The organism is Psychrobacillus sp. FSL H8-0510 (assembly GCF_038008345.1).
Lineage (GTDB): Bacteria > Bacillota > Bacilli > Bacillales_A > Planococcaceae > Psychrobacillus > Psychrobacillus psychrotolerans.
The window spans coordinates 471,646-496,747 of record NZ_JBBOYZ010000001.1 but is presented as its reverse complement, the minus strand read 5'-3'; the positions used below and the strand labels follow the sequence as shown (position 1 = coordinate 496,747).

Genomic DNA, 25,102 nt, shown 5'->3' with positions numbered 1-25,102 from the left:
ATCTGCACTCAATATTTAGTCAATGGGTGATATAGCATTCGTTTTATCTATATAAATAAAAGCATCGTATCTGCTCCCAATTCTAGAAGGAACGTAATTTCCATAGGCTTCGAAGTCTGGATTATACACGACACCAATAGCCCGATGCCCCACCCAATCATTAAAGAATGTTCGATTCTCCTTGTCAAAAATCAGAAGCTTATCAGAAGCTTCTACACCATGCAGCATATCTTCCCAGGAGTCTTTTCTTGCAGGTGGCACAGTCATTCTCTTAGGAGTAGTTCCCCACTCATCTGCCGCAATAACCTCGCCACTATGAGTACCAAATGCAACCGAAAACACATTTTCACGCTTGTTCTGCATACGAAGAATTTCTCCTACGTTTGTCAGACCTTCTTTTTTCATATCTGTTGCCGATGCATCTCCAATATGAGTATTATGTGCCCAAATTATTATTTTCGAATCTTTCCCATGATAATCCATTATTTCGTTAATCGCTTCGACCATATGCTCATCACGAACATTCCATGAAAGTTCATCACTGCGAACCATCGCTCTGTAATATTCTTCTGCATTTTGCGCTACTAATGCATTTATCTTTAAATTTAAATGTGCTTCTTCCTTATCTTCATACTGCTTTTCGTTTGTGCGAATAGATGAAACTAACTTCGTTACTTCCTCCACACAAGCATCCGAGATGTGAATAGAGGAAAATGCATACGTTTCGGGATGACGGTTAAAAGGCTCAAAACAGGATATTGCTTTTTTGGCAAAAGCCATATCAGTTCCCTCCGGATTTGTTTTCCGCAAATAGTTTATCACTTCATCTAAAGATTCCCATAAACTATACACATCAATTCCGTAGAATCCTATTTTCCTGTTATCTTTTAGTTGCTTATTATGTTTTTCTAACCACATAACTAATTCCGAAATCTCTTCATTTGCCCACATCCAAGTAGGCCAGCGTTCGAATACATTTAGTACATTTTGTTTGTTGACGTCTGTATCGTAACCTTTTATAAATCTATTTACTCGCTGAGTAGATGGCCAATCTCCTTCTACCGCAATTAGAGTAAATCCCTTTTCTTCAATCAGTCGCTTTGTTAACTCTGCTCGAACTTTATAAAATTCTGAAGTTCCATGACTAGCCTCTCCGAGTAATACAACTCTAGACTCTCCTATAGCTGTTAAAAGAGGAGTGAAATCCCCTGGAGTATTAAATGGCAATGCAAACTTTTTAATAGCTTCTGTAAGTGATGTTATCGTAAACACTCCTTTTCATAGAAGTTTGCGTTACGCCAGTATCCTTTATACTGATAAAAAGTTATTGCAAAAGATAAAAAACAACTAGTATTTAGAAGTGGATATGGTATGATAGGAAAAATTAAAAAGCTATGAAGAGAAGAGTAGGTAATCGAATATCTTCAAAGAGAGCCCTAGTAGCTGTGAATGGGTAAGAATGAAGTTACCGAAACAAGCCTCTGAGCTTCACATAGGACTTGTACAGAACAAGGTATTATGTGACAGTTGCTCCTGTTATCGAGCTAGAGTATAAGCATGTATACATGCCGTACTTGAAAAGGTCACTAATGGCGACATTAGGGCAAACTAGGGTGGCACCACGACATATTAATCTCGTCCCTAAGACAACAGTCTTGGGGGTGGGGTTTTTTTATTGACCAAATTTAAATATGTCGGAGGTTTTAAAATGTACTCATTTAAATGGAAGTTCCCAATTTTATATTTGAGTTCCGTTGGAGTTGCCAATATTGGAGGATGGATATACCTATTAGCAATTAACTTAATGGTATTAGAAATAACAGGATCTGCTTTAGCAGTTGCCACTTTATATATTATCAAACCTATCACACAGTTGTTAGTAGGACCTTGGGCTGGAAGTATAATTGACCGTGTTTCTACTAAACATATTATGGTCTACTTGGACCTATTTAGAGCAATATTAATCTTCTTCATCCCTTTTTCTAATTCCGTCTTCATTATTTTTACACTAGTGTTTTTCATACAAATGGCTGGTGCAATTTTTGAGCCAGCTTCCTTCACTTATATGACGCTTTTACTACCTGAAAGTATAAGACATCGATTTAATCCAATCCTTAGCTTTGTCCATTCGGGTGCATTTGTAACTGGTCCATTAATTGCGGGGATTTTATTTATGATTGGTTCCCTCAAGGAGGCATTATTTGTAAATGTCTTTATTTTTCTATTATGTGCCGCTCTTGCACTTCTTTTGCCTAAGCAAATGTCTTCAGCTTCTCATGAAAATTCAAGAATTACTTGGTTAAATATCCGAAATGACTGGAGTTTAGTTGTACGTTTTAGTAAAAAGGCTATCCCATTTTTCGTCTTATATATGATGTTTCAAATGGTAATGCTACTTACTGCAGCATTAGATTCCATGGAAGTAACATTTGCCAAGATGATTCTCAATCTCTCCAATACTACCTATGGTTCCCTTGTCACTATCGCTGGTATCGGATTTTTAATAGGTGCAATCTGCACTAATGTGCTAGTAAGATTCTTTCCCGCTAAACTGTTAATGAGTATAGGAACACTATTTGTCTCCATTGGTTATATAATCTACAGTTTTTCTACAACCTATTTGTTAGCTAGCATCGGATTTTTTGTACTTTCATTTTTTCTATCTATTTCTAATACGGGATTTATGACATACATTCAATCGAATATCCCTATCGATATGATGGGAAGAATCTCAAGTATTTATGAGATGCTTGCGAGTTTTATACAAGTCATCACTATTCTTTTAGTAGGATTAGCCTCTCACTGGTTTTCTGTAAAAGAGGTTGTGATAGGATGTTCTACTCTAATGTTTACTACAGCTCTTTACTTAACCTTACTTTCAGCTAGTAAAGTTAGGAGTAAATTAGCCTAATATTATTCAACTTTTTGGTCTTTACAAAATTCAATTGAATATCTTTATAAGAATAGACCTTAAAAGTTTTTTAGTAACCTTAAACCGTGGTACGATTGGACAATAAATGTGTGAAGGACCAGGTGACGTTAACAAATGAAGAATAAAATTCAACATCTTACAAAAAGACAATGGATTATTTGGGGCGCCTTGCTATTAGTTTCAGTTTTCGTCTTATTAAACAAAGATATTGTGACGTCCTTATTACAAGGAGATATAGATGAGGTCCAACTCTTTCTAGAAAGAAATATCGGCTATGCACTATTTTTTATGGCACTAGTCATGATCATACAAAATTCATTTACTATATTTCCACTTATTCTCGTGATTACAATCAATATCACATTGTTCGGATTTATAAATGGCTTTTTGTGGAGTTGGTTTACGAGTATTATTGCATCCGTTATTGTGTTATATGGGGTTCGCTATGTTTTCCAAGAAATTATTATCGAGAAGTTCAACAAAGGTTTAATAGATAAGGTAGATGCAAATGGTTTTGCCTACGTACTTCAAGGTAGACTCTTTCCATTTATCCCAACTAGTCTTATAAATATTTTGTCTGGACTAAGTACAATTCGTATAATACCTTTCACAATAGCTACTGCAATTGGGAACTTCTTATATTTCTTTGTTCTTGCATTGATTCCCGCTGGAATACTTTCATCGGATGTAGATGAGTATGTCATTTTCGGTGTTATTTTTGCGACTATCCTTATTTATTATTTAGTGAAATATTTGAAACACCATAAAAAGAAAGAGAAAGAAAAAACGGAGCCGGCAGAATAAGTTGTAGGAGTGATTTTTTGAAAGTAGCTATTTTAACGGATATACATGGAAATGAACTCGCATTACGAGCAGTATTAAACGAAATAGATACTAAAACAGATGTGCAGGAAATATGGTGTCTGGGGGATATGATTGCTATGGGACCAGATACGAACGAAGTTCTAAATATACTATTTGACCGCTCCGATGTTCGAATGATTACCGGAAATCATGATGAAGCAATACTATCCCTTATTTCAGGGGAGGGACATCCCGAGAGCTACAAGCATACACGTGAACATCATGAGTGGATTGCAAATCAACTATCCCATCAAAATGTCCAACGACTAGAGCAACTCCCACGAGTTATAACGAAAGAAGTTAATGGTACACGCCTTTTGGGAATTCACTATCATATCGAGCCACATCTCTTAGAAGCTCATATAAGAGAAGAGCCTTTTCATCCTATTTTAAAACCTACATTAGAAAATACGTGGAGTATGTTCAGTGAATATCCGGCGGATATCATTTGCTTTGGGCATAATCATCCCGAGCATTTATTCCAAATGGACAACAAGATAATGCTGAATCCAGGAGCTCTTGGAGTGTCTAAAGGAAATACCGCACCATATGCAGTATTAGATTTTACTTCAAGCAAACCAAATGTAACCATCCATCACGTCGCTTATGACAAAGAAGCTTTTCTACAAAAGTTTGAAACACTTCAAGTACCACAAAGAGAAATACTGTTTAAGCTTTTTTATATTTGATGTATCCAAATCTCTCCCAAGTACTACACTTTGGAGAGATTCTTTATATACTCGATGTCATATACTAACGCTACGATTTCTTTACTTGTATTCACTTGCGTAACGAAATTTAATTACAATCTAAAAATAAAAGGACATGTTAGCTAAATACGATCAATTGATTTTCCATAAGGAATTATTTTTACCCTCTACCTATACTCCCCTTTATTAAAATCCCAATATATTTTAACGTTTCTTTTGTCCTTGCACCTTGAATAATGCTTTGTGAAAATTGACAAGACTATTCCCTATAATTCCACCTATAATAGCACCAGTCCCTCCTGTACCAATAGCAGATAAAATAAACACAACGAGTGGTGGGTTATTCCCAGTTGCGATTAATATATAAATAGCAAATAATATACCGAAAATGCAAAAGAGAATGATCCAAATATAATGGTGTATTGTTAAAGACACCATTGATTCCTTACCCATATAAAATCCCCTTCCATTAAATTAAATGAAAAAGGACAGAAAATGGAACTCTCTGTCCTTCTTTCATCTAAAATCACTCACTGCACTATTTTTACTTTAAAAAAGCAGCAGTTAATCTCCTACATCAACTAGTTCTTCGAGAATATAAACTTAGTCAAATAACGTTACACTATATAGCCACCAACAACATTTATGGAGAATATCCCTTTAAGTAAATACTCTCCATCTGCTCCCAAAACTAAACCTCTAACTACGTGAATATAGAGATTTCCACCACTATTGCAACATTGTACAACCTTTACTTTTACTGACAGCTTCGGGATTTTGCAGGCTAAAGAAGATTCCTAGGAACATTTAATTTGGACAAAGGCTAAATAACCCCTTCTTGAGCAATAATATTTTTGGATTTTCAAGCTATAACATAAAAAGGACATCCATCTGGATATCCTTTTTTGTCTATAATCATTTATAAAATTCTGTCGGTATCGCACCAATATTTCTGCGGTGGTACAGTAAAGGCTCTTTTGCTGCATTTTGAATATGAAGAACCTCGCCTATCATAATTGTATGGTCACCAGCTTCTACTTTGTTAAATACTTTACATTCTAGTGTTGCTAACGAGTTAGAAAGCACGGGCAAATTCAATTCTGATTTGTTCCATTCACACTCTGCAAATCTATCCTCCACTTTACTAGCAAATAAATTACATATATCTCCTTGGTCAGCAGCTAGAATATTTACCGTAAACTTATCTACTTTTAAAAACTCTTCATATGAGTATACTCGCTTATCAATAGACCATAATATTAATAATGGATCTAACGAGACTGAGGCAAAAGAATTTACAGTCAATCCCATTGGCTTCCCATCACTATTAAAAGCTGTCACTACTGTAACTCCTGTAGGATAATTTCCCATTGCTGCTTTAAAGCTAGCTACTTGATCTATTTTATTGTCCATCTTATAACATCCATTCTCTTTTTCTTTTAAGCATATCAAAATCATACATTTCTTTCACACATTTGGATTCATTCCAAGCTATTTTGTTTAAACTCCCTATTATCGGGTAAATATATACTAGAACACATTACTAACAAAAATGGAGGAATTATACATGACAGTCAAACTAACAGTTGAAAATGCAGTTCAAGCAAAACAAGAAATTGAAAAACTTGAAACACAAGGATACGTTCGAGACAATATTCATATTTTCGCCCATTTTAAAGAAAGAGCCGACGATATCAATGATGCGTTAGACACTTCGGATGTTGGGATGAAAGAACAAGGCTTTTTACAATCATTTAAAAACATGTTCACTTCTCGTGGAGACGAGCTTCGTAACAAAATGGAAGCTGCTGGTATTTCTAAGCAAGAAGCAGAAGCAGCTGAAAAAGAATTAGATGAGGGTAAACTAGTAATCATTGCTCATAATTAAATAATCGAAGTATATCCCATTCCTTCATAGGAATGGGTTTTTTAATTATTTTATTCACTAATTGGCGTTCTGGTGATGAACACTTGTAAATGATTAAGCGATATATGCCGTTAATGTATTATGTACGGAATTCGTGACTTAAGCTTCAGACTTTCCAATTGACTAATAGAGCAAATATTTTTTCTTACCCAAAACATGTCGTGCATTTTCAATGAAATTCGTAATGTTTCACTGTAGTATCCTTCGTTTCACTCTTCCCTTTTAAAAGACCTCTCATGCTGAAGTAACCACTCTTTTCTCCACAAACCACCTGCATAGCCTGTTAGTCTTCCATTTGATCCGATAATTCGATGGCATGGAATGATAATACTTAATCTATTTTTACCATTGGCGGTTCCTACTGCTCTAACAGCTTTTTCATTTTTAATGGCAGTGGCAATATCTTTATAGGACCCGGTTTCAGCGTATGGAATAGTTGTCAAAGCGTTCCATACCTTTTTTTGAAATTCTGTACCCTCCAAGTTATAAGGAAATGAAAATACATGACGCTCACCCTTAAAGTATTCGTCCAGTTGAATAGAACAATCCACTAAAACCTGTGGGGTTTCAGAGTTTACTGTATTACTCACTTCATCGCCCTCAATAAACATAATAGAACTAACTACTTCCTCTGTTCCCACTATTTCTACTATGCCAATTGGAGATTTGTAATCTAATTTATTCATATAAAGACCTCCATATATAAAAGGTGGCATACGCTTGCCAACCTTGCCAATTTGTTGCTACGTCTTTAATTTCCTCTATTGTCGGTTTACGATTAAGCCCTAATGGAACCTTTAAAGCATTATGAAGTCCGACATCTGCTATCGGAAAGGCAGATGATTGATGTAAGCATTTCATCAGCGCATAATCCGCTGTCCATGGTCCTACTCCCCTTATCCCCAGTAACGACTTTTTTGCTTGCTCATACGTTGGTTCTTGCAGCAACATTTCTTTTGTTAATTCGCCATTTGTCATATCTTTTGCAACTCCAATTACATATTCAGCCTTCCGAACAGTAAATTGTAGTGTTATTAACTCCTCTACGCTTAGAGTCGCAATTCTTTCATATGTTGGATATAGCCAAAAAGTATTCCCTTCAAAGGTAAGGCACTCCCCAAAGTGTTCAACAAAACGTTGCTTTAATTTGTACGCAAAGGTCAAATTTATTTGCTGTCCCATTATTGCCCAAGTCAACGCCTCAAATAAGTCTGGTATACACATCATCCGTAACCCATAATATCTCTTGTGAATTTGTTGTAATATCTTGTCTTGTTTAGCTACCTCATAAAAAAGGCTCAGGTCTTGATCCAAATCAAACCATTCCCAAATATACGAGGCTATTTCTTCATAACTGGTGATAGACAATGGTTGTGAGGGAAAATCTACACGAATTACATGTTGAGCGAACCCGATTCTACACAAGATTAATTCTCCATTTACTTTAATCAGCTTATATAGTAACTCATCTCTAATTTGATGTAACACTTCTTCTTGGGACCTACCCAAGAACACTAGGCATTCATCAAAATTGAATTCCTTCGGTGGATATATCTCAATAAACGTTCCGTGATTGCTCCATTGCATTACAGTAGCTCCTTTTTCGCAAGAATTCGATATTCACTTGGTGAACAATTCTTCAAACGACGAAACGCCTTATAAAAACTTGAAGGACTTTGAAATCCAACTTTATAGCAAATCTCAAGATTTGATAGATTTGCACTGCATAGAAGATAGGCTGCTTTATCAATTCTTATTTTCTCCAAGTAAGTACGCGGAGTTTCTAACGTTTCCTGCTTAAACAAACGCTCCAGATAAAAAGGACTAACACCGACGCTATTGGCAATGTCCTGTAATACCAACTTTTCTTTATAATGATTAATTAAAAAGGTAGTTACATTTCTGACTAGTTCAGTACGCGGGGAATGGTCAACTTCTGGCTGACATCTTTTACAAGCACGAAAACCAGCATGTTCAACTTTATTGATGTCATAATAGAAATCTACATTTATTTTTTTCGGCTTTCTAGATTTGCACGATGGCCGACAGTATATTTTAGTGGTTTTTACTGCCGTAAAAAATAATCCATCATACTTTTGATCGCAAGCCATGACTTTATCCCACATTTCATCAAAAGAAAGATTAAGTATATCCTCCATTGAATTCCACACCTTTCTAGGTCAGTAATCGTATAACAATGAAGTATCTTGTAGCTCCATTAATTGTGCAGCATTGCTGTCTAAAAAGGAAATGATTTTATCAGATAGGGCATTACCAAAGCTAAAACGTTGCACTCCCAATTCCTGCAGTACATGACAATTTGTAAGTTCCGGTAAAGACAATACATTAATTGGAGCATGTATGGTCATTGTGATTTCTTTAATCTCGTCATAGTCGATCATTCCAGGGACAAATATTCCACTAGCTCCACTCTCAACATAGGCCTTTGCACGATTTACTGTTTCATAGAAAGGGTTTTCTGTTTGAAAGTATGTATCAGTTCTAGCATTAATATAAAAATCTTGATAGCCATGATTATCTAATGCCATTCTGATTGCTGATAAAAGAGTACAATGTTCATTAATTGCTCTGAGCCCCATTTGTTTCTTGAGTGAGTCCTCAATATTAATGCCAGCAACGCCAACATCTGCCGTCCTTAATACATTTTCAACAATTGTTTCCTTATCTTCTCCATAGCCTGCCTCAATATCTGCAGTAACAGGTATTTTCACATTTACTGTAATCGTTTTAATAACTCCAAGATGTCTTTCAAAATCAATTAATTCTCCGTCAGCATATCCAAATGAGTTCGCAATTCCCCAACTTGTTGTACCAATTGCTTTAAAACCTACCTTTTCTAGAGTTAAAGCGGATAACAGATCCCATGCATTACCTAAAAATAATATTTCTTTTGATGAATGTAATTTATTAAATTCCTGAATGAGATTCATTCTAACTCCTCCTAATGGTTGTTTACATTCATTTTACAAGGAGTTTGCGCCTACTTCGTCCTCATTCTTGCGCTTATGGTCGGCAAAGTAAAAAATGCCAGGACACATTAGGAAAACAAAGAAAATCCACATAGTTTACATTTACCTTTCATCCTAACCATGGATTAGAAATGCTTCTGAATCTATGCGATAATAGTAGAACTATCATTTTTACCAGTGAAAGAGGTCTTGTCATGAAGCCAGTAATTCTTGCTGAAAAGCCTAGTCAGGCAAAGGCATATGCAGATGCTTTTAAAGTAAAACGTCACGAAGGATACATAGAAATCAATCCATGCCCTATTTTTCCAGAGGGAGCCTATATTACATGGGGAATTGGTCATCTCGTTGAACTTAAAGAACCAAAAGCATATGATCCAAAATGGAATAAATGGTCATTAGCTAGTTTGCCTATTTTGCCGGATAGCTATGAATTTCAAGTTGCCAAAGGGAAATTCAAGCAGTTTTCCGTAGTAAAAAAATTACTTAAATCTACTGATACTGTTATTAACGCTTGTGACGTAGACCGTGAAGGGTCCAATATTTTCTATAGTATATACAATCAAAGTGGAGCCCGTGGACAATTGATTAAACGCTTATGGATTAATTCATTGGAAGTAGATGAAGTACTGAAGGGTTTTAGTAATTTACAAGATAATCGTAAAGATCTTTTATTATACGATGAGGCCAAGGCTCGTCAAATTAGTGACTGGTTAGTAGGCATGAATGGATCCAGATTATATTCACTTCTGTTGCAGCAACAAGGTATTAAAGAGGTATTTCCTATAGGACGGGTTCAATCACCAACTATATTTTTGATATATCAACGTCAAAGAGAAATCGAACAATTTGTATCGGAGCCTTTTTATGAGATAGAGGCAACTTTCCAGGCAGAAAAAGGGGAATATAAAGGGAAAGCAAAAGCGAAAGATTCCAACAGAGAAAAGATTCGAGAACTCCTTTCCCAACATAATATTCAACCTAACTCTCCTGGAGTAATTAGTTCAATAGAAAAAGTCGATAAGCGGATACCACCACCTCAGCTTCATTCATTGTCGACACTACAGGCTACCGCCAATCGATTATGGAAAACGAGTCCTGCAGATGTACTGAAGACAATGCAGGGTCTTTATGAGAAAAAGTTAGTTTCCTATCCGAGAACTGATGCAAGACATATTACGCCAAACGAATTTTCCTATATAGCGGCTCAGGTTTCTGCTTATCAACAAATCATTGGACATCCTTTTGAAGTAGCTTCACTAGCTCCTAAAAAACGATATGTCGATAGCTCGAAAGTTCAGGAGCATTATGCTATTATTCCAACGAAGAAGCTCCCAACACCTGCAAAATTAGCAGGACTTTCAAATATTGAGCGAAATCTCTATGAAGAGATTGTCCGTACTACATTGGGTATGTTTCATACCGATTACTTATATACAGAAACAAAGGTTACAACAGAGGTGAATGGTTTAGCCTTTTTCACAACTGGAAAAACGGAACGAGATCAAGGATGGAAAGCATTATTCTCTCGCTCAACTAAGGATAAAGAAGAACAACCTCTCCCACCTCTACAGGTACAGGAAAAGGTAGAAAGTAATATTGGTATAAAAGAAGGAAAAACGCTGCCTCCGAAGCCATATACGGAAGGCCAGCTTATTGCCATGATGAAAACCTGTGGGAAGCTTGTAGAGGATAAAATGGAAACTGAAATCTTAAAAGAAGTGGAAGGTCTCGGTACAGAAGCAACTCGAAGCGGAATTATAGAAACGATAAAACGCCATGGCTATATTAGTGTAACGAAAAATATAGTTTCTATAACCGATAAAGGACGCGTCCTCTGTCAGGCTATTGAAGGTAATCTTCTCGCTAGTCCATCTATGACCGCTAAATGGGAAACCTATTTACGTAAAATTGGAAACGGAGAAGGCTCGATGGATCGTTTTCTAGGTAGTATCGCTAAGTTTATCCAAAGCTTGATGGACGAGGTTCCAACCCAATTAAAAACAAAGCAGATTAATATAAAGCTAGCGCCTCGGGCATCAAAGTATGACTCTAAATTTAAGAGAGATCCAATAGTAACATGTCCTAAATGTCAAAAAGGGTCCATCATTGCACATAAGAGCTTTTATGGATGTACAGAATACAAAAATGGTTGCACCCAGACCTTTAATGGCTACTTTTTAAAGAAAAAAATAACCGCTAGCCAAATAAAACTGCTTTGCACTAAAGGAAAAACAAACGTGATCAAGGGATTTGAAGCTGAAAACGGTCAAAAGTTTGATGCGAGCTTAACTTTTGTTGAAGGTAAGATAAAATTAGAGTTTAAAAAAGACTAATTTTTAGTGGTCGATCGATTTTTCGGAGGCATCAATCGATTATCGGCGGAGATCGATCGAATATTTAGGGACATCAATCGATTTTGAGCTGTGGTCGATCGATTATTATCAAATACCTGGTTTGAGAAGTCACTACTATTGAAAAGGCTGATCTTCATAACGAAGATCAGCCTTTATTCATTCAAATGGGTACGGATATACGACAGTTCCATTTCTCCCTGTTGTGGTTTCGGCCTGTGACAAAGAATTTAAAATCGCCTCTTCCGTAACCTCTGCCACTCCTTGGAATAAGTCATTCATAATGGGATGATCATCTCTTAATTGCTGCCTTGTCTCCACACTTTCTTCCAAACTGTGTTGAATTTTATGAGCAGTCGAAAAAGCTATGACGATATCACCACTACCATTACTAAAATGACTACCAGTTCTACCAAGCCCTACCCCACATCGCTTAGCAAGTCGAGTAAGTTGTCTATTGCTTAAAGGTGCGTCTGTTGCCAATACAATCATGATTGAACCATCTGCAGGCTCAGGAAAGTTTGGGACATTCACATTTTCATTCACCAAATACCGTGAAGCTTGGAATTCCTCTTTTCTTCCGAAGTTACTAAGGACCATACAACCGATAGTATAGACTGTATCACTAACTTGAACAATACGTGAAGAGGAACCAATGCCCCCTTTATAACCAAAGCAAATCATCCCTTTACCTGCACCAACAGCTCCTTCAGGTGAAGTTTCTGACGAAGCATTTTGAATACACTCAATCGCATGCTTCGGTTCAATAGGTAGCTTTCGAATTGAATTTAACCTACTGTCATTGCACTCTCCTACCACTATATTAATAGTCCCAGTAGAATCCCCTATTGTAGGATTTCTTTCTAGCATATACTCTAAAGTTCCCTGCGCAACCGCTGGAATACCAAATGTATTCGTCAGCATGATAGGTGATTCAATTAAGCCAAGTTCGTTCACTTGTATAAGTCCTGTGGTTTTTCCAAAACCATTTAGAATGTAACTCGCCCCAACTACTTTCTGTTGAAATAAATTACCCCCATGAGGCAAGATTGCTGTGACTCCTGTACAGGCATATTCTCCTCCTCCAAGTGAGCTATCTAATGTAATATGTCCGACTTTAACATCTTGTACATCTGTTATGCAGTTCTTTTTCCCAACAGGGAGTCTTCCTATTGTCACTCCCATTTGTCTAATTTTTTTAGGCTCCACGTTTTCTATCCCCTTATTTTAGAGACTTCTTTCCATTTATGACTAAAAGACTCCTCGCAAAAGTCTAATTTTTCACCATATAAACGAAGAACATCTTTTATTTCTTCTGCTAAGTATTTTTCATTTCGATTGTTCGCAAGACAGGGATATCCAGAACCTCTTTGTAAATAATCAGAGCTACCTACTAAATACCATTTATCATCTTCTAATATTTCGTCATTTACATAGATTGAATGAATTTGCTTCCCATCATGTTCTATTTGAAGTCCTGATGCATGCAGCCTCCCGACAAATCGTCCTCTAAATCCTGGACCTCTTCCATCTGCCAGACATACTTGAGAATCTAACGATTGCTCTAAAGCTTCTTTTAGATACTTACCTTGAATTTCAAAGGAAGTTGGATTTAACGGAGAAGGACATATCTCTATAAGTTTTTTTTCTGTCATTTCATGAAATATTCCCGCATTACAAATACCACTATTAATAAGACCAATTTCTGTACCTAACATATCCTTCAATCCGTCAGCTATTAGGTTAGAAATAGGGTTCTCTTCCACTACGTCATGCCATAAAGAATGTTCTAGTGAATACAAAGGTTCACTTAAAACTTTTACAGCTCTTTCTTTATTTAACCTTAAAATAGAGTCTATCTGTTCACTCTCTTGTATATCCTTTGTAGAGATAGTCTCTGAATGGAGAAGATGTACTGTTCCACCGGCTATTTCTATTTCCATAATACCTATATGTTCTCCATAATTTCCTGCACTATTCATAAATGTCTTATTAATAACCTGTGCCTGTTCAAATAATTTATGATCATGTGCAGAAACAATAATATCAATCTCTTTAACCTCTTTAGCAAGCAGTTCATCTGCAAAAGTACCTACATGGCTAAGTAATATACATATGTCATAATTACCTTCATTATTGGCTATTTCTTCTTTTATAGCATTCGTGTAATCAGTCATATAAATACCTAATCCTTCATTAAATACTCCCATATCGGGAGAAGATCCCGTAAGGAGAATTCGAAGCCCGTTTTTTTCTAAAATAACACTAGATTTAACACCACTTATATGAGAACGATCTTTTTTATACAAGTTATTACTTATAAAAGGGATAGGACTATTACTCGCCATATTCTCTAGAGTATCTATTCCATTGAACATCTCATTGTTACCTATTGTAATCGCATCGTAGCTACCAGCTTCTAATAACTCTATAGCTGCCATACCTTTAGTTCCTTGGAGCTCAATGCTTTTAAAATCAGCAAAATCTCCGCCATCTAAAACAATTGTATTCTCATCTTTATGTTGATTTATTAACGTAACTACTTTTTTATAGTTCTCGAAATTACTATGTACATCATTAGTATGAATAATTTTAAGTCTCATTTATACACCCCTAGTCAGATTTCCCTTGATAATTATACCATATTCTAATTTTTCTAATTATTTATTTTTACCAATATAGATTATTCCGGAGTGTTTAGGGAATGAAATAATAAATAGAACTAGGAGGTTGTAAAATGGAATTACTACAAGTGAATGGTCGGATAAACAAAAAGAAATTAGCACTAAGTATTCTTATACCGGTAGTTGGCGGCTCTATCACAGGTTGGATTGCCAATAAAAATGCCCAAGAAAAATATAAAAAACTAAAACAGCCATCATTTTCACCCCCTGGGGCAGTCTTTCCGATTGTATGGACCACTCTTTACGCAACAATGGGAATTGCTAAATATCGTGTAGACCAAAAGGTGAAAGATATGAGAACGGACTCAACACCAGCTATCCCCTTATACGACTTACAATTAGGTTTAAATTTTTTATGGTCATTTCTATTTTTCCGTTGGGGCTTACGAGGAACTGCACTTGTAGAAATCAGCCTTATGCTAGCATCCATTGCGTTAACCGCGTATGAGTTTCAGAAATTGGACAATACTGCAGGAGTTTTAATGATGCCTTATGTAGGATGGGTTACCTTTGCACTTGGTCTGAATTATTCCGTATGGAAATTGAATAAATAAATTCTTTAGTATGCATGAAGTCTATGTATGGGTCCCGGCTAAAATCAGGACCCTTATCTTCTTCCCCTCAATATTTCTGTACTACTTAAATAGTCTAAGAACTAATATGATAAATTCTAATTCTTTACAGTAAATGAACAAATTCACACAATAATCTAGCTGTAAATTTACCGGTGAAAGAATTACAAATGAGAGTAATTAATGTATTATATGATTATTATAGGTTTTAAATTATTTAGGAGGAGAGTCCCATTTATCTTCAACATACTATTGGAAAAAAGGTTAAGGAAGCTAGGTTAAATAATACTTTAACTCAACAAGAACTAGCCGAAAGATGCAGTCTTACGAAAAGTCATATTTCAAAAATAGAAAATGGACAAGCCGCCCCTGCTGTGGCAACACTATCAAAAATAGCACAAGAGCTAGATACTCCCTTGTCTTGGTTTTTAGAGTCCAATCTTCACAATAAATTATCCATAGTGAAAAGCAAGGATAAAAAATTAAAAATTGGAAATAAAGACATTGGCTATACTTATGAAGCGCTCGCAAATCGTCCTCGCTTTAGTAAAGTAGAACCAGTAATAGTCACCGTCCTACCTGAAGCTGAATATGTAACGCCATTTACCCATAGTGAAGACGAGTTTATTTATATTCTAAACGGGTCGATCAACCTTTATTATGATGGGGAGTTACATTACTTGGAACAGGGTGATAGTGCTTATTTCGAAGGAAACACTCCTCATATTTTTATTTCTGCAGATAAGAACAAGGAAGCAAAAGTACTGACATTTTTTATACAAAATACCCCCCTTTAATTTATGGAACTGCCCGTATTTTTACCTTTCTCATATTTACTAGTCCTCATTAATAATTATTTCTCTATTTTTTGAATTTACTTCGATTTCTGAATAAATTTTAGATTTGGTATTTACAAGTAATAATTATTAATGTATTTTTGTGTAATAGCATTCAACTAGGTTGAATGCTATTACACAAAAATAAGGGGTGTATGTCATGTCAAACACAAGAGTTCCAGGATTTTATCGTTTATCACCTAAAGAAAGATTTGATATTGTTACGGAAGGGCGCAATTTAACAGATGATCAGTTAAAGCATTTATCTGGAGAGAATCCACTTTCGATGGATTTAGCAGACTCAATGATAGAAAACGTAATTGGACAAATAGGCATTCCACTTGGAATTGCAACCAACTTTAAAATTAATGGAAAAGATATGTTTATCCCAATGGCTACGGAAGAACCTTCTGTTGTAGCTGCTGCTAGTAATGCAGCAAAAGCAAGTTATGACCATGGTGGTTTTTTCACGTCAATGAGTGGAACAATCATGCGTGGTCAAATTCAGGTATTAAATGTAGCAGATCCTTATGCTGCAAAAGCCAAAATCTTTGAACATAAAGATGAAATTTTAGCTTATTGTAATGTGCAAGATCCAACATTGGTTTCATTGGGTGGAGGGGCTAAGGATATAGAAGTTCATATTATTCCAACCAACTCTCAAATAATGTTAGTAATTCATCTAATTGTAGATACAAAAGATGCAATGGGTGCAAATGCTGTTAACACAATGGCAGAAGCAGTCTCTCCAACTATTGAGACAATTACTGGTGGTAAGGTTGTATTAAAAATAATATCTAATTTAGCAGACCTTAGACTCGTTCGCGCAAGAGCAATTTTTTCAACAGAGGCACTTGGTGGCAAAGAGGTTGTGGATAACATTGTAAGCGCTTTCGAATTTGCAGATTATGATCCTTATCGAGCAACTACACACAACAAAGGAATAATGAATGGAATTTCTGCTGTAGTCTTGGCAACTGGAAACGATACTCGTGCAGTAGAAGCCGGAGCACATGCCTATGCTTCTATATCTGGACAATATAAATCTTTAACAAAATGGGAAATAAATGCGGATGGCAACTTATCCGGTTCTATTGAGTTACCAATGGCTGTTGGGATTGTTGGTGGTGCAACGAAAACACATCCGGTGGCACAAGCTGCCCTTAAAGTAATGGGAGCTAGCTCTGCTGAAGAACTTGCAGGTTGTATAGCAGCTGCAGGACTAGCACAGAATGCTGCAGCATTACGGGCCTTATCTGCTGAAGGTATTCAAAGAGGTCACATGTCTTTACATGCTAGAAACTTAGCAGTAATGGCTGGCGCAAAAAAATCAGATATAGATAGAATCGTCGCACAAGCTGTCAAAGAGAAAGACCTTAGATATGACCGTATCTTAGAAATAACGAAAGCAACTCAAAGAGGTGAATAGGATGGCAGATAACCATAAATCACCAACTACTGATTTGAATAAAAAAACAAAAACATATTTAGAAATACTTGGAGATACAATTCTACCAAATCAATTACTTTTTGCGGTTTTAATAAGCGTAGGCATTAGTTTAGGAGGTTACAATATCGGCCTTTGGTTACTCCCTTCTATCGCTAGTGAAAGTATGGTAGCTTCTTACTCATTGCTTATTGGGATTTTAGGTAGTGTTTTCTCTTTAGTACTTTGTTCCATTCTTTTTAAACCAAAAAGAATATTAGTTGAAGAAGAGACTTCTTCTAAAAGTATGAGACAAGTTTTTGAAGATTTACAATTAGATCCTCTAGAAGAATTAGAACTAATCGAAAATGATCCAATCACTAAGAAAGAATTGGAAGAATTCGGAGTTTTAAATAGTTTTCTTGCACTTAGAGAGGAGCAGAAGAAATGAGTTTACTAATTACAGCTATTTTATTTGCATTACTTGGTGCAATTGTCTTCTCTTTAATAGGATTGATATCTGGTACTGATGAGACAGCGATTATGGTCCCACTTACTTTGTTAGTAATCCTTCTTGGTGCACCTCCAGCTGCCGTTTTTTCATTTTTTATGGCAGCAGTTCTAGCAAAGCATCTTACACATGCCGTACCAACTGCATTAATGGGTATACCCGGTGATACTACAGCTGTTCCATTAATAGATCATGCGAACACTTTAAGAAGAATGGGTATGCCACATATAGCACTTAGGAAAATGATTTCAGGTGGAATTATTGGTGCATTCATTGCTTTACCAACTGCTGTTCTATTAGGCCAGTTTTTGGGTCAATTCGCTGACTTCTTCAAGTCATCAACAGGAATAATTTTTACACTAGCTGCTATTCTAATCGCCTTTTTCTCTAAAGGTAAATGGGTAAGTGTTTTAATGATTATTCCATTCGCTTTCTTTATTAAAAGTTTAGATTTAGTGAGTTTTAGCATACTCGATAAGCATTTATCTATCAGTTTCTTTTTAGGAATTGCTATAGGTCCAATTTTTTGTGATCTTTTATTCGCGACCTCCTCTAGCGCTAGAAAAACTATTGAAAGAGATAAAGCTAAAGAATATCATCTGGCTCCTGAAACAAAAACGTGGAAAGGATACTTTCCGAACCCTTTAAAAATTTTAACTGGAAGACAACAAGTATTCACTTCCATTACAACTTTTATTTCTTCTCTTACTTTTGTTTTTAGTCCTGTAGGAATGACTTCCCTAATGGGTGAAATTGTCGGTTCCCGTACAAAAGGTGCCTATAAGAAGTCTACTACTAGTTTAGCAGTAATGAATGGGGTAACAGAGTCTACGTATATCGCAGAAGTAATCATCCCATTAATAGCTTTTGGGATTCCACTAAGTCCTGTTGCTCTTGGTCCAGGGTCACCATTATTTAATGCACCACCAGTATTCACTGTCGACCCTATAAATAATTTGCATACCTACCTAACTTCATGGGAGTTTTTCCTTTACGGTGCAATTGGACTCATTATCGCTTCGTTAATCGCCTATCCTTTTTCTATGAACTATGCAAGAAAAGCTTCTGTACTAGTGATGAAGCTTGTAAGTCAAGAAGCTATTGTTGCTATGTTCATTGGACTTGCTTGTTTACTTGCCTTCCACGAAGCACAACTTGTTGGAATTGTACTTACGTTCACAGTGGCAGCAGTTGGTGGTCTTCTAAATCGCATTCTTGGAATTGGCGCTGGTGTACAATTTATGATTTTCTATGCGTCCACTTGGATTATGATGACGCTCTTCGGAATATAAGTAAAAGGAGTTTTTAATATGACAACACCCAGGTTTCCTAAAAGTGTAAGCATTAGAGAAGTAGGACCACGTGATGGATTACAAAATGAAAGCAAATTTATTCCAACAGATGAGAAAATACAATGGATAGATCACTTATCTAATTCAGGTTTAAATTATATAGAAGTAACTTCTTTTGTAAATCCTACTTGGATTCCTGCACTTTCGGATGCAGAGTATGTTGCAAAACATATTAAGAAAAATCCAGACGTCACTTATGCTGCCCTTGTTCCAAATACAAAAGGGTTATTCCGCGCCTTAGAGAGTGGTATTGATGAAGTCGCTGTTTTCATCTCTGCAAGTGAGACTCATAATAAGAAAAATATTAATAAAACTATTTCAGAAACAGAGATTGTCTTATCGGAAGTTGTTAAAGAAAGTATTTCCAATAAGAAAACAATTCGAGGATATATTTCCACAGTTTTCGGTTGCCCTTATGAAGGAAATATAGAAACTGATCAGGTAATACGATTAGCAGATTCCCTATTTGAAATGGGTATAAATGAATTATCATTAGGTGACACAATTGGGATTGCTAATCCTGTTCAAGTGAAGCAAGTTTTAGAGCAACTTCTTAAACGATACCCCGCAGATAGTATTGCAATGCATTTTCATAATACCCGAGGAACTGCTTTAGCAAATGCACTGGCTTCATTGGAAATGGGTATTTCTAAATTCGATAGCTCTCTGGGTGGTTTAGGTGGATGTCCGTATGCTCCAGGAGCATCAGGCAACTTGGCAACTGATGACTTAAATTATATGCTCACAAATATGGGTATTGAAACAAATATAGATCCCAAAAAACTCAACGCAGCCGCACTGTATATACAAAGTAAACTTCAAAAACCTTTAGATAGTTATAGTGTGAAATACTATGAATCTCAACATAAATAATGAAAAGAAAATTAATTGACTAATTTCTAGTACCAAGTATAAATGGCTGATACTTGGTATTTTTTTCTTCCTTACTAATACCTGCTACACTCCCCTTAACTTTCATCATTTTTCTAGTTTATAGCAATTATATAATTACCAAACACCTTAAATTTACACGCAACTTTGCAACGACATAAATTTTACTTTTCCAGTTCTTTATATTCAATAGGAATTAGTTATTTTTTATCAGAGAATAAATTACTCCAACTACTTCTTACCTGTTTTTAAGGAGATATTCTAATTTTTACAATTTTCCCTCAAACCTGTCATTTTCTTTTGCTATAATCTATCCGAAATATAAATTTGTTTAGGAGTGGATAAAATGATAAAAAAGAGTCTTTGGAATCATGCTTGTAATAAGGTTGCCGTTTCCCTCATATTAGTAGTTTCCATGTTTGTCCCATTTATAATTGCACCTAGTGTTCAAGCTGCAGAACCTATTAGCGTCTCAGAAGCAATTTCAAATAACACAGGGACCGCGACAGTTCGAGGATATATCGTGGGAACTGCTAATTCTGGAACTTCCTATGATCAGGAAGCTCCTTTTACAGTAGCTACAAATATTGGATTAGCAGATTCACCAAATGAAACAAATCCATCTAATATTTTACCGGTTCAATTACCGACTGGAGCACTTCGAACAGCACTGAATCTAAAAGATCATCCTGAAAACTTAAAAGCAGAAGTAACCGTAACTGGATCATTAGAAGCTTACTTTTCTGTTCCAGGTCTAAAAAGTCCAACTGCTTACACGATAATCTCTGATGGAGAAACTCCACCTGAATCTCCAGAAGTAGAGGTGTTGGAAAATATTGCTGCAGCTCGAGTAATTACTAACCCGGACAAATTAGTTAAAATCACCGGAACTGTCACTACTGGGATGGGGTATTGGGGCGGCAATGCCTTCTATCTTCAAGACACGTCGGCAGGTATTTATGTATTCACCTCTTCGGCAGATGTAAATCCTGGTGATGTCATTGAGCTGGAAGGTAAAGTTAGTCCATACAGTGGAGAATTACAAATTCAACCTACTAAAATATCAAAAGTTTCCTCAAGCAATGAATTACCACTAGAACAAATCATTACACCAGCGGGAGTCAATGAAGAGACTCAAGGTGAACGAGTAAATTTGAATAATGTAATAATTAGTAATTTGACTAAAATCAATGACTATGGAACATTCGAATTTACTGCAACACACGAAAATGGAGAGTCTGTTGTTATTCGAAATGACAATAGAAATGGTCTTGACTACAATACGTTTGTTCAACGCTATAAAGCAGGCGATTTAGTTAATGTTTCTGGTATAGCGTCTAAATTCAATACAACTTATCAAGTAAAAACACTTGGTTTAAACAGCTTTAACTTAGTGAATAAACCTGCAGTCTACACGGATATATTCCCTGGGACAATATCAGAAGGAACTGAAATTTCTTTATTTACTCCAATCGATGGTGCAGCCATCTATTACACACTAGATGGGTCAACACCTTCTACTGAAAGCATGCTATATACTGGACCAATTACTTTATTAACGAATACGACGATTAAGGCCATAGCCGTTACCGATACAACATCAGAAGTATTTTCTTTTACATTTGATGTGTTAAAAACAAATAACCTATCAATTCGTGATATTCAGGGACTATCCCACTTCTCAAATTATGAAGGTGCAACAGTTCAAGAGATTACTGGTGTTGTAACTCATCTCTACAATTCAGCAAACTTTGTCATTCAAGATGTTAATGCCGATGATGACAATACTACATCAGAAGCATTAATCGTCAATAAGGCTTCTAATGGTTTCGCAGTTGGAGACTTAGTTACAGTAGCAGGATCCGTGGAGGAATGGTACTACGAGGGCTATTCAGATATGAAAGCAAATGATCTTCCTATTACTAGAATTCGTGCAACTTCGGCTACCAAATCTGGAACAGCAGAATTACCCGAACCTTTAGTAATTGGTGAAGATATTTTTCCTCCAACCGAAATAATTGATAATGATAGTTTAACTACGTTCGATCCATTAGAAGATGGAATAGACTTTTGGGAATCCATTGAATTGATGCGTATAGCTGTACCAGATGCAAAAGTTATTGGACCGCAAGAATATGGAGAAATACCTGTAATTGCAGGAAATTCTACGAACACACAGTTCAATATATTAGGCGGAGTAAACATTTCTGCAAATGACTATAATCCTGAGAGAATATTAGTATTAACAGGAAATGAAAAATATGATGCTAAATCAGGTGATTATTATACTGGGGACATTGTGGGAGTGATGGGCTTCGGCTTTGGTAATTTCAAGCTTTGGGCTGAGGAGTCTACTCTACCTCCAATTACTCGAGTTGAAAAACCAAATGTAGTGACAAATATCGAACCTAACGAAGATAAATTAACTGTTGCAGCATACAATGTTGAAAACTTTTCAACAAACACTGAAAACACCCCTGATGAAAAAGTAGCGAAAATTGCCAAGTCTTTTGTGGAGAACATGAAATCACCTGATATTATCACTCTTGTAGAAGTTCAAGATAACGATGGCCCTACCGCTTCTGGAAATACAGATGCCTCGGCAAGCTATCAAAGGTTAATCACAGCAATTGTAGCTGCTGGTGGACCAGCTTACGCTTGGACCGATATAGCACCGGAGTACGACCAAGATGGTGGACAACCTGGTGGGAATATTCGTGTTGGTTACTTGTACAACCCTAATCGCGTATCCCTTTCCGAAGGAATAAAAGGAGGTTCCACTGATAAAGTAGCATGGGACGAAGCTGGAAACCTCACTTTGAATCCTGGCAGAATTCTTGACTTACCACAAAAAAATACACGTAAGCCATTAGCTGCACAATTTGAGTTCCAAGGAGAGAAAGTAGTAGTAATTGGTGCTCATTTAAATTCTAAAGGTGGAGACCAGCCATTATACGGTAAAAACCAACCTCCATTCCTTGTCTCTGAGGCAGAAAGAATTGAGTTAGCTACGATGATTAACCAATTTATCCAATCTGGTATAGAAAAGAATCCAGATTTAAATGTAATCGTTGCTGGAGATATGAATGATTTCGAATTCACCCCAACACTTGCTGCACTAAAAGGTGACATCTTAACAAATATGGTAGAAAAAGTACCCGTGGGTGAGCGTTTCTCCTATTTCTACCAAGGGAATAACCAAGTACTTGACCATGTTCTAGTTACAAATAATCTAGCAAATAAAACTGAAGTAGATATGATTCACATTAATGCTAACTATATGGACATTCATGGACGTGCTTCCGACCATGACCCAGTTCTTATTCAAGTGGATTTGAACGAGCCGGTTACTAAGACTCTTACAGCAAATAAAACAGCATTTGAATTAGAAAAAGGCAAAAAAACTAATATTAAGCTAACTGAAACAACTGAGGGCTCAAATACAACTGAGGATGTTACACAAAAAGCTAACTATAGCGGTTTTAATAGCAAAATTATTTCCGTAAATAAAGGTGAAATTACCGCTAAGTCAAGTGGGACAACAATTATTACAGCAACGTATGGTGACAATTCAGTAACGATTAAAGTAACTGTCCATACGGCAAATAATGGAGAAACTATTATTACTGAAGATAAAGTAGATACTTCAAAAAGTATTATTACGGTGGATGGCTCTGTGATGCATAATGCTGGAGATGTTAAAATCCGTTTTACAGAAGCAGCTTCAAGTAAGATTAACGCTACAAATAAAGACGTTGTGATTAATCTTATGAATGGGACATTCTCGATAACTGCAAAGAACTTTGATGTACTTGCAGCAAGTGGGCAATTTACTTTGCACTTGGATTACCATGTACCACCAGGGTTACTAAAGGAAAAAAATAATCATAAAGTTAAGGACGACTTGAAACTTAAAGATATGAATTTCCTTGATAGCAGTAACCAAAAAATCACAAAAGGATTTACTGATTATTTTATCATCACTACTGAAGGGAAAAAAGGAACTAAGGAAGCCGCTTACTACGACCAAAAGTCTAAAAAGTGGAAGTTCAAAAAGATTAAGTAGATATTAAATAACGAGGGTCATAACAAACGTTATGACCCTCGTTTTCTTTTTCAAATTATATAAGGTTTGATAGTCTTTTTACACCACCATTTTTGTATTCCTACTTATTAATACGCATGAATTCTATAACTTTAGTATCGATATAACCTCTTTCTTGCACTCGTTCATCAAAATTTTCAATTAGGTGGTAAGAATGAATAGCATCCAATAAGTCATCCATTTCCGTAAGATCCCTGTCTAAAAAACCATTTTCATATAACATATTTTGAATCTCATTTGCTAAAATTCCTTCAATAGCCACAATATCCTCTGGAACTGTTTCTGTAAAATATAGTTGATGTAGCTTTAAGAGCCTTGCTAACTCTTTCACGGGATCAGCATGATCATCCACTCGAAGATCGATATACCGGTCCGTGTAACCTCCATAACTACCATTTTCTTTTACTATTAACAAAGCAGCAGACTGTTTACCTCTTTTATCTCCTCCTGCACTTTCTCCAGCTTGTAATGCAGCTAATAGGCGTTCCGCAAAAGCTCCCTCATGTTCGAGGAAAACTGTCTTCATCGCCTGAACTGTATCTTCATTGACCAATATGTTCCCTTGAATTGCAAAGTTTGTTCCTGCAAATCCTCCTGCCCATTCAATACAATCTTCTCCAGTATATATGGCACTACGACCACTTGCATCCACTATACCAACTTGTCTAGCGCCTGACTTTTCATCATTCGCTACCAACTCTTTTAGAACTTCTTCCGGTGACATGCCATCTTGTAGCATGTCCAAGCCATCGATGCCATAATCTAAATTGGCCCAAGACTGAGTCGCAATTGCTCCTACACCCGCTTTTGCAAATGGGACAACTGCTCCCACACACAAAAACTTGGAAGCAACGGCAACTCCTAATTCTTTTGTTTGCGGATCGAAGCCAACAATGGAAAATGTCATTTGCATACCCCTTTTCACTCAATCTATTTATATTTTAACTTTTT

At 36.2% G+C, this 25,102-nt stretch carries 22 protein-coding genes and 1 other annotated feature; of the genes, 12 read left to right on the top strand and 10 right to left on the bottom strand.

From position 1 onward, the window contains the following. Positions 1–15: 15 nt before the first annotated feature. Positions 16–1,263, bottom strand: coding sequence for an erythromycin esterase family protein (locus MHI40_RS02460; protein WP_340764360.1), 1,248 nt, complete (start codon positions 1,261–1,263; stop codon positions 16–18). 122 nt (positions 1,264–1,385) lie between these two features. Then, positions 1,386–1,646, top strand: a binding site (T-box leader). 62 nt (positions 1,647–1,708) lie between these two features. Here MHI40_RS02460 and MHI40_RS02455 point away from each other — a divergent pair. The 3 genes from MHI40_RS02455 (at position 1,709) to MHI40_RS02445 (ending at position 4,485) form a co-directional block, all read left to right on the top strand. Further along, the gene (locus MHI40_RS02455) at positions 1,709–2,911 is read left to right on the top strand and encodes an MFS transporter (RefSeq protein WP_340761378.1); all 1,203 of its coding nucleotides are present in this window, start codon (positions 1,709–1,711) and stop codon (positions 2,909–2,911) included. A gap of 135 nt (positions 2,912–3,046) precedes the next feature. After that, positions 3,047–3,736: a TVP38/TMEM64 family protein gene (locus tag MHI40_RS02450; RefSeq protein ID WP_340761377.1), complete on the top strand. Its 690-nt coding sequence runs from the start codon at positions 3,047–3,049 to the stop codon at positions 3,734–3,736. Positions 3,737–3,753: 17 nt separating this feature from the next. Continuing rightward, positions 3,754–4,485 carry a metallophosphoesterase family protein gene (locus MHI40_RS02445; protein ID WP_340761376.1) on the top strand — a complete coding sequence of 244 codons (732 nt, stop codon included), beginning with the start codon at positions 3,754–3,756 and terminating at the stop codon, positions 4,483–4,485. Between the two features lie 225 nt (positions 4,486–4,710). On the opposite strand, the gene MHI40_RS02440 is transcribed toward MHI40_RS02445, so the two are convergent. Beyond that, the gene (locus tag MHI40_RS02440; RefSeq protein WP_093536005.1) at positions 4,711–4,959 is read right to left on the bottom strand and encodes a hypothetical protein; all 249 of its coding nucleotides are present in this window, start codon (positions 4,957–4,959) and stop codon (positions 4,711–4,713) included. Between the two features lie 462 nt (positions 4,960–5,421). After that, positions 5,422–5,919 (bottom strand): flavin reductase family protein, encoded by a 498-nt coding sequence (locus tag MHI40_RS02435; protein ID WP_340761375.1) that lies wholly within the window; start codon positions 5,917–5,919, stop codon positions 5,422–5,424. Positions 5,920–6,073: 154 nt separating this feature from the next. On the opposite strand from MHI40_RS02435, the gene MHI40_RS02430 reads away from it, so the two are divergent. Continuing rightward, the gene (locus MHI40_RS02430; RefSeq protein ID WP_093536009.1) at positions 6,074–6,394 is read left to right on the top strand and encodes a general stress protein; all 321 of its coding nucleotides are present in this window, start codon (positions 6,074–6,076) and stop codon (positions 6,392–6,394) included. 248 nt (positions 6,395–6,642) lie between these two features. Here the strand turns inward: MHI40_RS02430 and MHI40_RS02425 are convergent, their stop codons facing one another. Genes MHI40_RS02425 through MHI40_RS02410 form a run of 4 tightly spaced genes read right to left on the bottom strand, consistent with a single transcriptional unit; the run spans position 6,643 to position 9,384 of the window. Beyond that, positions 6,643–7,119, bottom strand: a complete 477-nt coding sequence (locus MHI40_RS02425; RefSeq protein WP_340761374.1) for a methylated-DNA--[protein]-cysteine S-methyltransferase — start codon at positions 7,117–7,119, stop codon at positions 6,643–6,645. After that, complete coding sequence (locus MHI40_RS02420; RefSeq protein WP_340761373.1) at positions 7,112–8,020, bottom strand: DNA-3-methyladenine glycosylase family protein; 909 nt, start codon at positions 8,018–8,020, stop codon at positions 7,112–7,114. The genes MHI40_RS02425 and MHI40_RS02420 overlap by 8 nt, the downstream gene beginning before the upstream one ends. Further along, positions 8,020–8,592, bottom strand: coding sequence for a bifunctional transcriptional activator/DNA repair enzyme AdaA (locus tag MHI40_RS02415; RefSeq protein WP_340761372.1), 573 nt, complete (start codon positions 8,590–8,592; stop codon positions 8,020–8,022). The genes MHI40_RS02420 and MHI40_RS02415 overlap by 1 nt, the downstream gene beginning before the upstream one ends. Before the next feature lie 21 nt (positions 8,593–8,613). After that, complete coding sequence (locus tag MHI40_RS02410) at positions 8,614–9,384, bottom strand: isocitrate lyase/PEP mutase family protein (protein WP_340761371.1); 771 nt, start codon at positions 9,382–9,384, stop codon at positions 8,614–8,616. A 233-nt stretch (positions 9,385–9,617) separates the two neighbouring features. Between MHI40_RS02410 and MHI40_RS02405 the strand changes: the two genes are divergently transcribed. After that, positions 9,618–11,756 (top strand): type IA DNA topoisomerase, encoded by a 2,139-nt coding sequence (locus MHI40_RS02405; protein WP_340761370.1) that lies wholly within the window; start codon positions 9,618–9,620, stop codon positions 11,754–11,756. Positions 11,757–11,933: 177 nt separating this feature from the next. Here MHI40_RS02405 and MHI40_RS02400 read toward each other — a convergent pair whose 3' ends face one another. Together MHI40_RS02400 and MHI40_RS02395 are read right to left on the bottom strand one after the other, a co-directional pair. Next, a complete protein-coding gene (locus MHI40_RS02400; protein WP_093536716.1) occupies positions 11,934–12,959 on the bottom strand; it encodes a DmpA family aminopeptidase in 1,026 nt (341 codons plus the stop codon). 29 nt (positions 12,960–12,988) lie between these two features. Further along, positions 12,989–14,377 (bottom strand): bifunctional metallophosphatase/5'-nucleotidase, encoded by a 1,389-nt coding sequence (locus MHI40_RS02395; protein WP_340761369.1) that lies wholly within the window; start codon positions 14,375–14,377, stop codon positions 12,989–12,991. Between the two features lie 134 nt (positions 14,378–14,511). Here MHI40_RS02395 and MHI40_RS02390 point away from each other — a divergent pair, with 134 nt between their 5' ends. From MHI40_RS02390 to MHI40_RS02360, 7 genes are all read left to right on the top strand, one after another. Further along, the gene (locus tag MHI40_RS02390; protein WP_340761368.1) at positions 14,512–15,012 is read left to right on the top strand and encodes a TspO/MBR family protein; all 501 of its coding nucleotides are present in this window, start codon (positions 14,512–14,514) and stop codon (positions 15,010–15,012) included. Positions 15,013–15,263: 251 nt separating this feature from the next. Then, positions 15,264–15,827 (top strand): helix-turn-helix domain-containing protein, encoded by a 564-nt coding sequence (locus MHI40_RS02385; RefSeq protein WP_093536035.1) that lies wholly within the window; start codon positions 15,264–15,266, stop codon positions 15,825–15,827. 199 nt (positions 15,828–16,026) lie between these two features. After that, the gene (locus tag MHI40_RS02380) at positions 16,027–17,295 is read left to right on the top strand and encodes a hydroxymethylglutaryl-CoA reductase, degradative (RefSeq protein ID WP_093536037.1); all 1,269 of its coding nucleotides are present in this window, start codon (positions 16,027–16,029) and stop codon (positions 17,293–17,295) included. 1 nt (position 17,296) lies between these two features. Beyond that, positions 17,297–17,743, top strand: a complete 447-nt coding sequence (locus MHI40_RS02375) for a hypothetical protein (protein WP_340761366.1) — start codon at positions 17,297–17,299, stop codon at positions 17,741–17,743. Further along, positions 17,740–19,095 carry a tripartite tricarboxylate transporter permease gene (locus MHI40_RS02370; protein WP_340761365.1) on the top strand — a complete coding sequence of 452 codons (1,356 nt, stop codon included), beginning with the start codon at positions 17,740–17,742 and terminating at the stop codon, positions 19,093–19,095. Before MHI40_RS02375 ends, MHI40_RS02370 begins: the two co-directional genes overlap by 4 nt. Before the next feature lie 18 nt (positions 19,096–19,113). Beyond that, positions 19,114–20,028, top strand: coding sequence for a hydroxymethylglutaryl-CoA lyase (locus MHI40_RS02365; RefSeq protein ID WP_340761363.1), 915 nt, complete (start codon positions 19,114–19,116; stop codon positions 20,026–20,028). Positions 20,029–20,392: 364 nt separating this feature from the next. Beyond that, on the top strand, positions 20,393–24,112 hold the full coding sequence (locus tag MHI40_RS02360; protein ID WP_340761362.1) for a DUF6359 domain-containing protein: 3,720 nt from the start codon (positions 20,393–20,395) through the stop codon (positions 24,110–24,112). 100 nt (positions 24,113–24,212) lie between these two features. On the opposite strand, the gene MHI40_RS02355 is transcribed toward MHI40_RS02360, so the two are convergent. Beyond that, complete coding sequence (locus tag MHI40_RS02355) at positions 24,213–25,058, bottom strand: DUF1028 domain-containing protein (protein ID WP_340761361.1); 846 nt, start codon at positions 25,056–25,058, stop codon at positions 24,213–24,215. Positions 25,059–25,102 lie beyond the last annotated feature (44 nt).

What these genes read in the sequence shown, in the direction of transcription:
- MHI40_RS02455 (WP_340761378.1), top strand. Translation starts at nt 1,709, where the DNA reads ATGTACTCATTTAAATGGAAGTTCCCAATTTTATATTTGAGTTCCGTT.
- MHI40_RS02450 (WP_340761377.1), top strand. Translation starts at nt 3,047, where the DNA reads ATGAAGAATAAAATTCAACATCTTACAAAAAGACAATGGATTATTTGG.
- MHI40_RS02440 (WP_093536005.1), bottom strand. Translation starts at nt 4,959, where the DNA reads ATGGGTAAGGAATCAATGGTGTCTTTAACAATACACCATTATATTTGG.
- MHI40_RS02435 (WP_340761375.1), bottom strand. Translation starts at nt 5,919, where the DNA reads ATGGACAATAAAATAGATCAAGTAGCTAGCTTTAAAGCAGCAATGGGA.
- MHI40_RS02430 (WP_093536009.1), top strand. Translation starts at nt 6,074, where the DNA reads ATGACAGTCAAACTAACAGTTGAAAATGCAGTTCAAGCAAAACAAGAA.
- MHI40_RS02425 (WP_340761374.1), bottom strand. Translation starts at nt 7,119, where the DNA reads ATGAATAAATTAGATTACAAATCTCCAATTGGCATAGTAGAAATAGTG.
- MHI40_RS02420 (WP_340761373.1), bottom strand. Translation starts at nt 8,020, where the DNA reads ATGCAATGGAGCAATCACGGAACGTTTATTGAGATATATCCACCGAAG.
- MHI40_RS02415 (WP_340761372.1), bottom strand. Translation starts at nt 8,592, where the DNA reads ATGGAGGATATACTTAATCTTTCTTTTGATGAAATGTGGGATAAAGTC.
- MHI40_RS02410 (WP_340761371.1), bottom strand. Translation starts at nt 9,384, where the DNA reads ATGAATCTCATTCAGGAATTTAATAAATTACATTCATCAAAAGAAATA.
- MHI40_RS02405 (WP_340761370.1), top strand. Translation starts at nt 9,618, where the DNA reads ATGAAGCCAGTAATTCTTGCTGAAAAGCCTAGTCAGGCAAAGGCATAT.
- MHI40_RS02400 (WP_093536716.1), bottom strand. Translation starts at nt 12,959, where the DNA reads ATGGGAGTGACAATAGGAAGACTCCCTGTTGGGAAAAAGAACTGCATA.
- MHI40_RS02395 (WP_340761369.1), bottom strand. Translation starts at nt 14,377, where the DNA reads ATGAGACTTAAAATTATTCATACTAATGATGTACATAGTAATTTCGAG.
- MHI40_RS02390 (WP_340761368.1), top strand. Translation starts at nt 14,512, where the DNA reads ATGGAATTACTACAAGTGAATGGTCGGATAAACAAAAAGAAATTAGCA.
- MHI40_RS02380 (WP_093536037.1), top strand. Translation starts at nt 16,027, where the DNA reads ATGTCAAACACAAGAGTTCCAGGATTTTATCGTTTATCACCTAAAGAA.
- MHI40_RS02375 (WP_340761366.1), top strand. Translation starts at nt 17,297, where the DNA reads ATGGCAGATAACCATAAATCACCAACTACTGATTTGAATAAAAAAACA.
- MHI40_RS02370 (WP_340761365.1), top strand. Translation starts at nt 17,740, where the DNA reads ATGAGTTTACTAATTACAGCTATTTTATTTGCATTACTTGGTGCAATT.
- MHI40_RS02365 (WP_340761363.1), top strand. Translation starts at nt 19,114, where the DNA reads ATGACAACACCCAGGTTTCCTAAAAGTGTAAGCATTAGAGAAGTAGGA.
- MHI40_RS02360 (WP_340761362.1), top strand. Translation starts at nt 20,393, where the DNA reads ATGATAAAAAAGAGTCTTTGGAATCATGCTTGTAATAAGGTTGCCGTT.
- MHI40_RS02355 (WP_340761361.1), bottom strand. Translation starts at nt 25,058, where the DNA reads ATGACATTTTCCATTGTTGGCTTCGATCCGCAAACAAAAGAATTAGGA.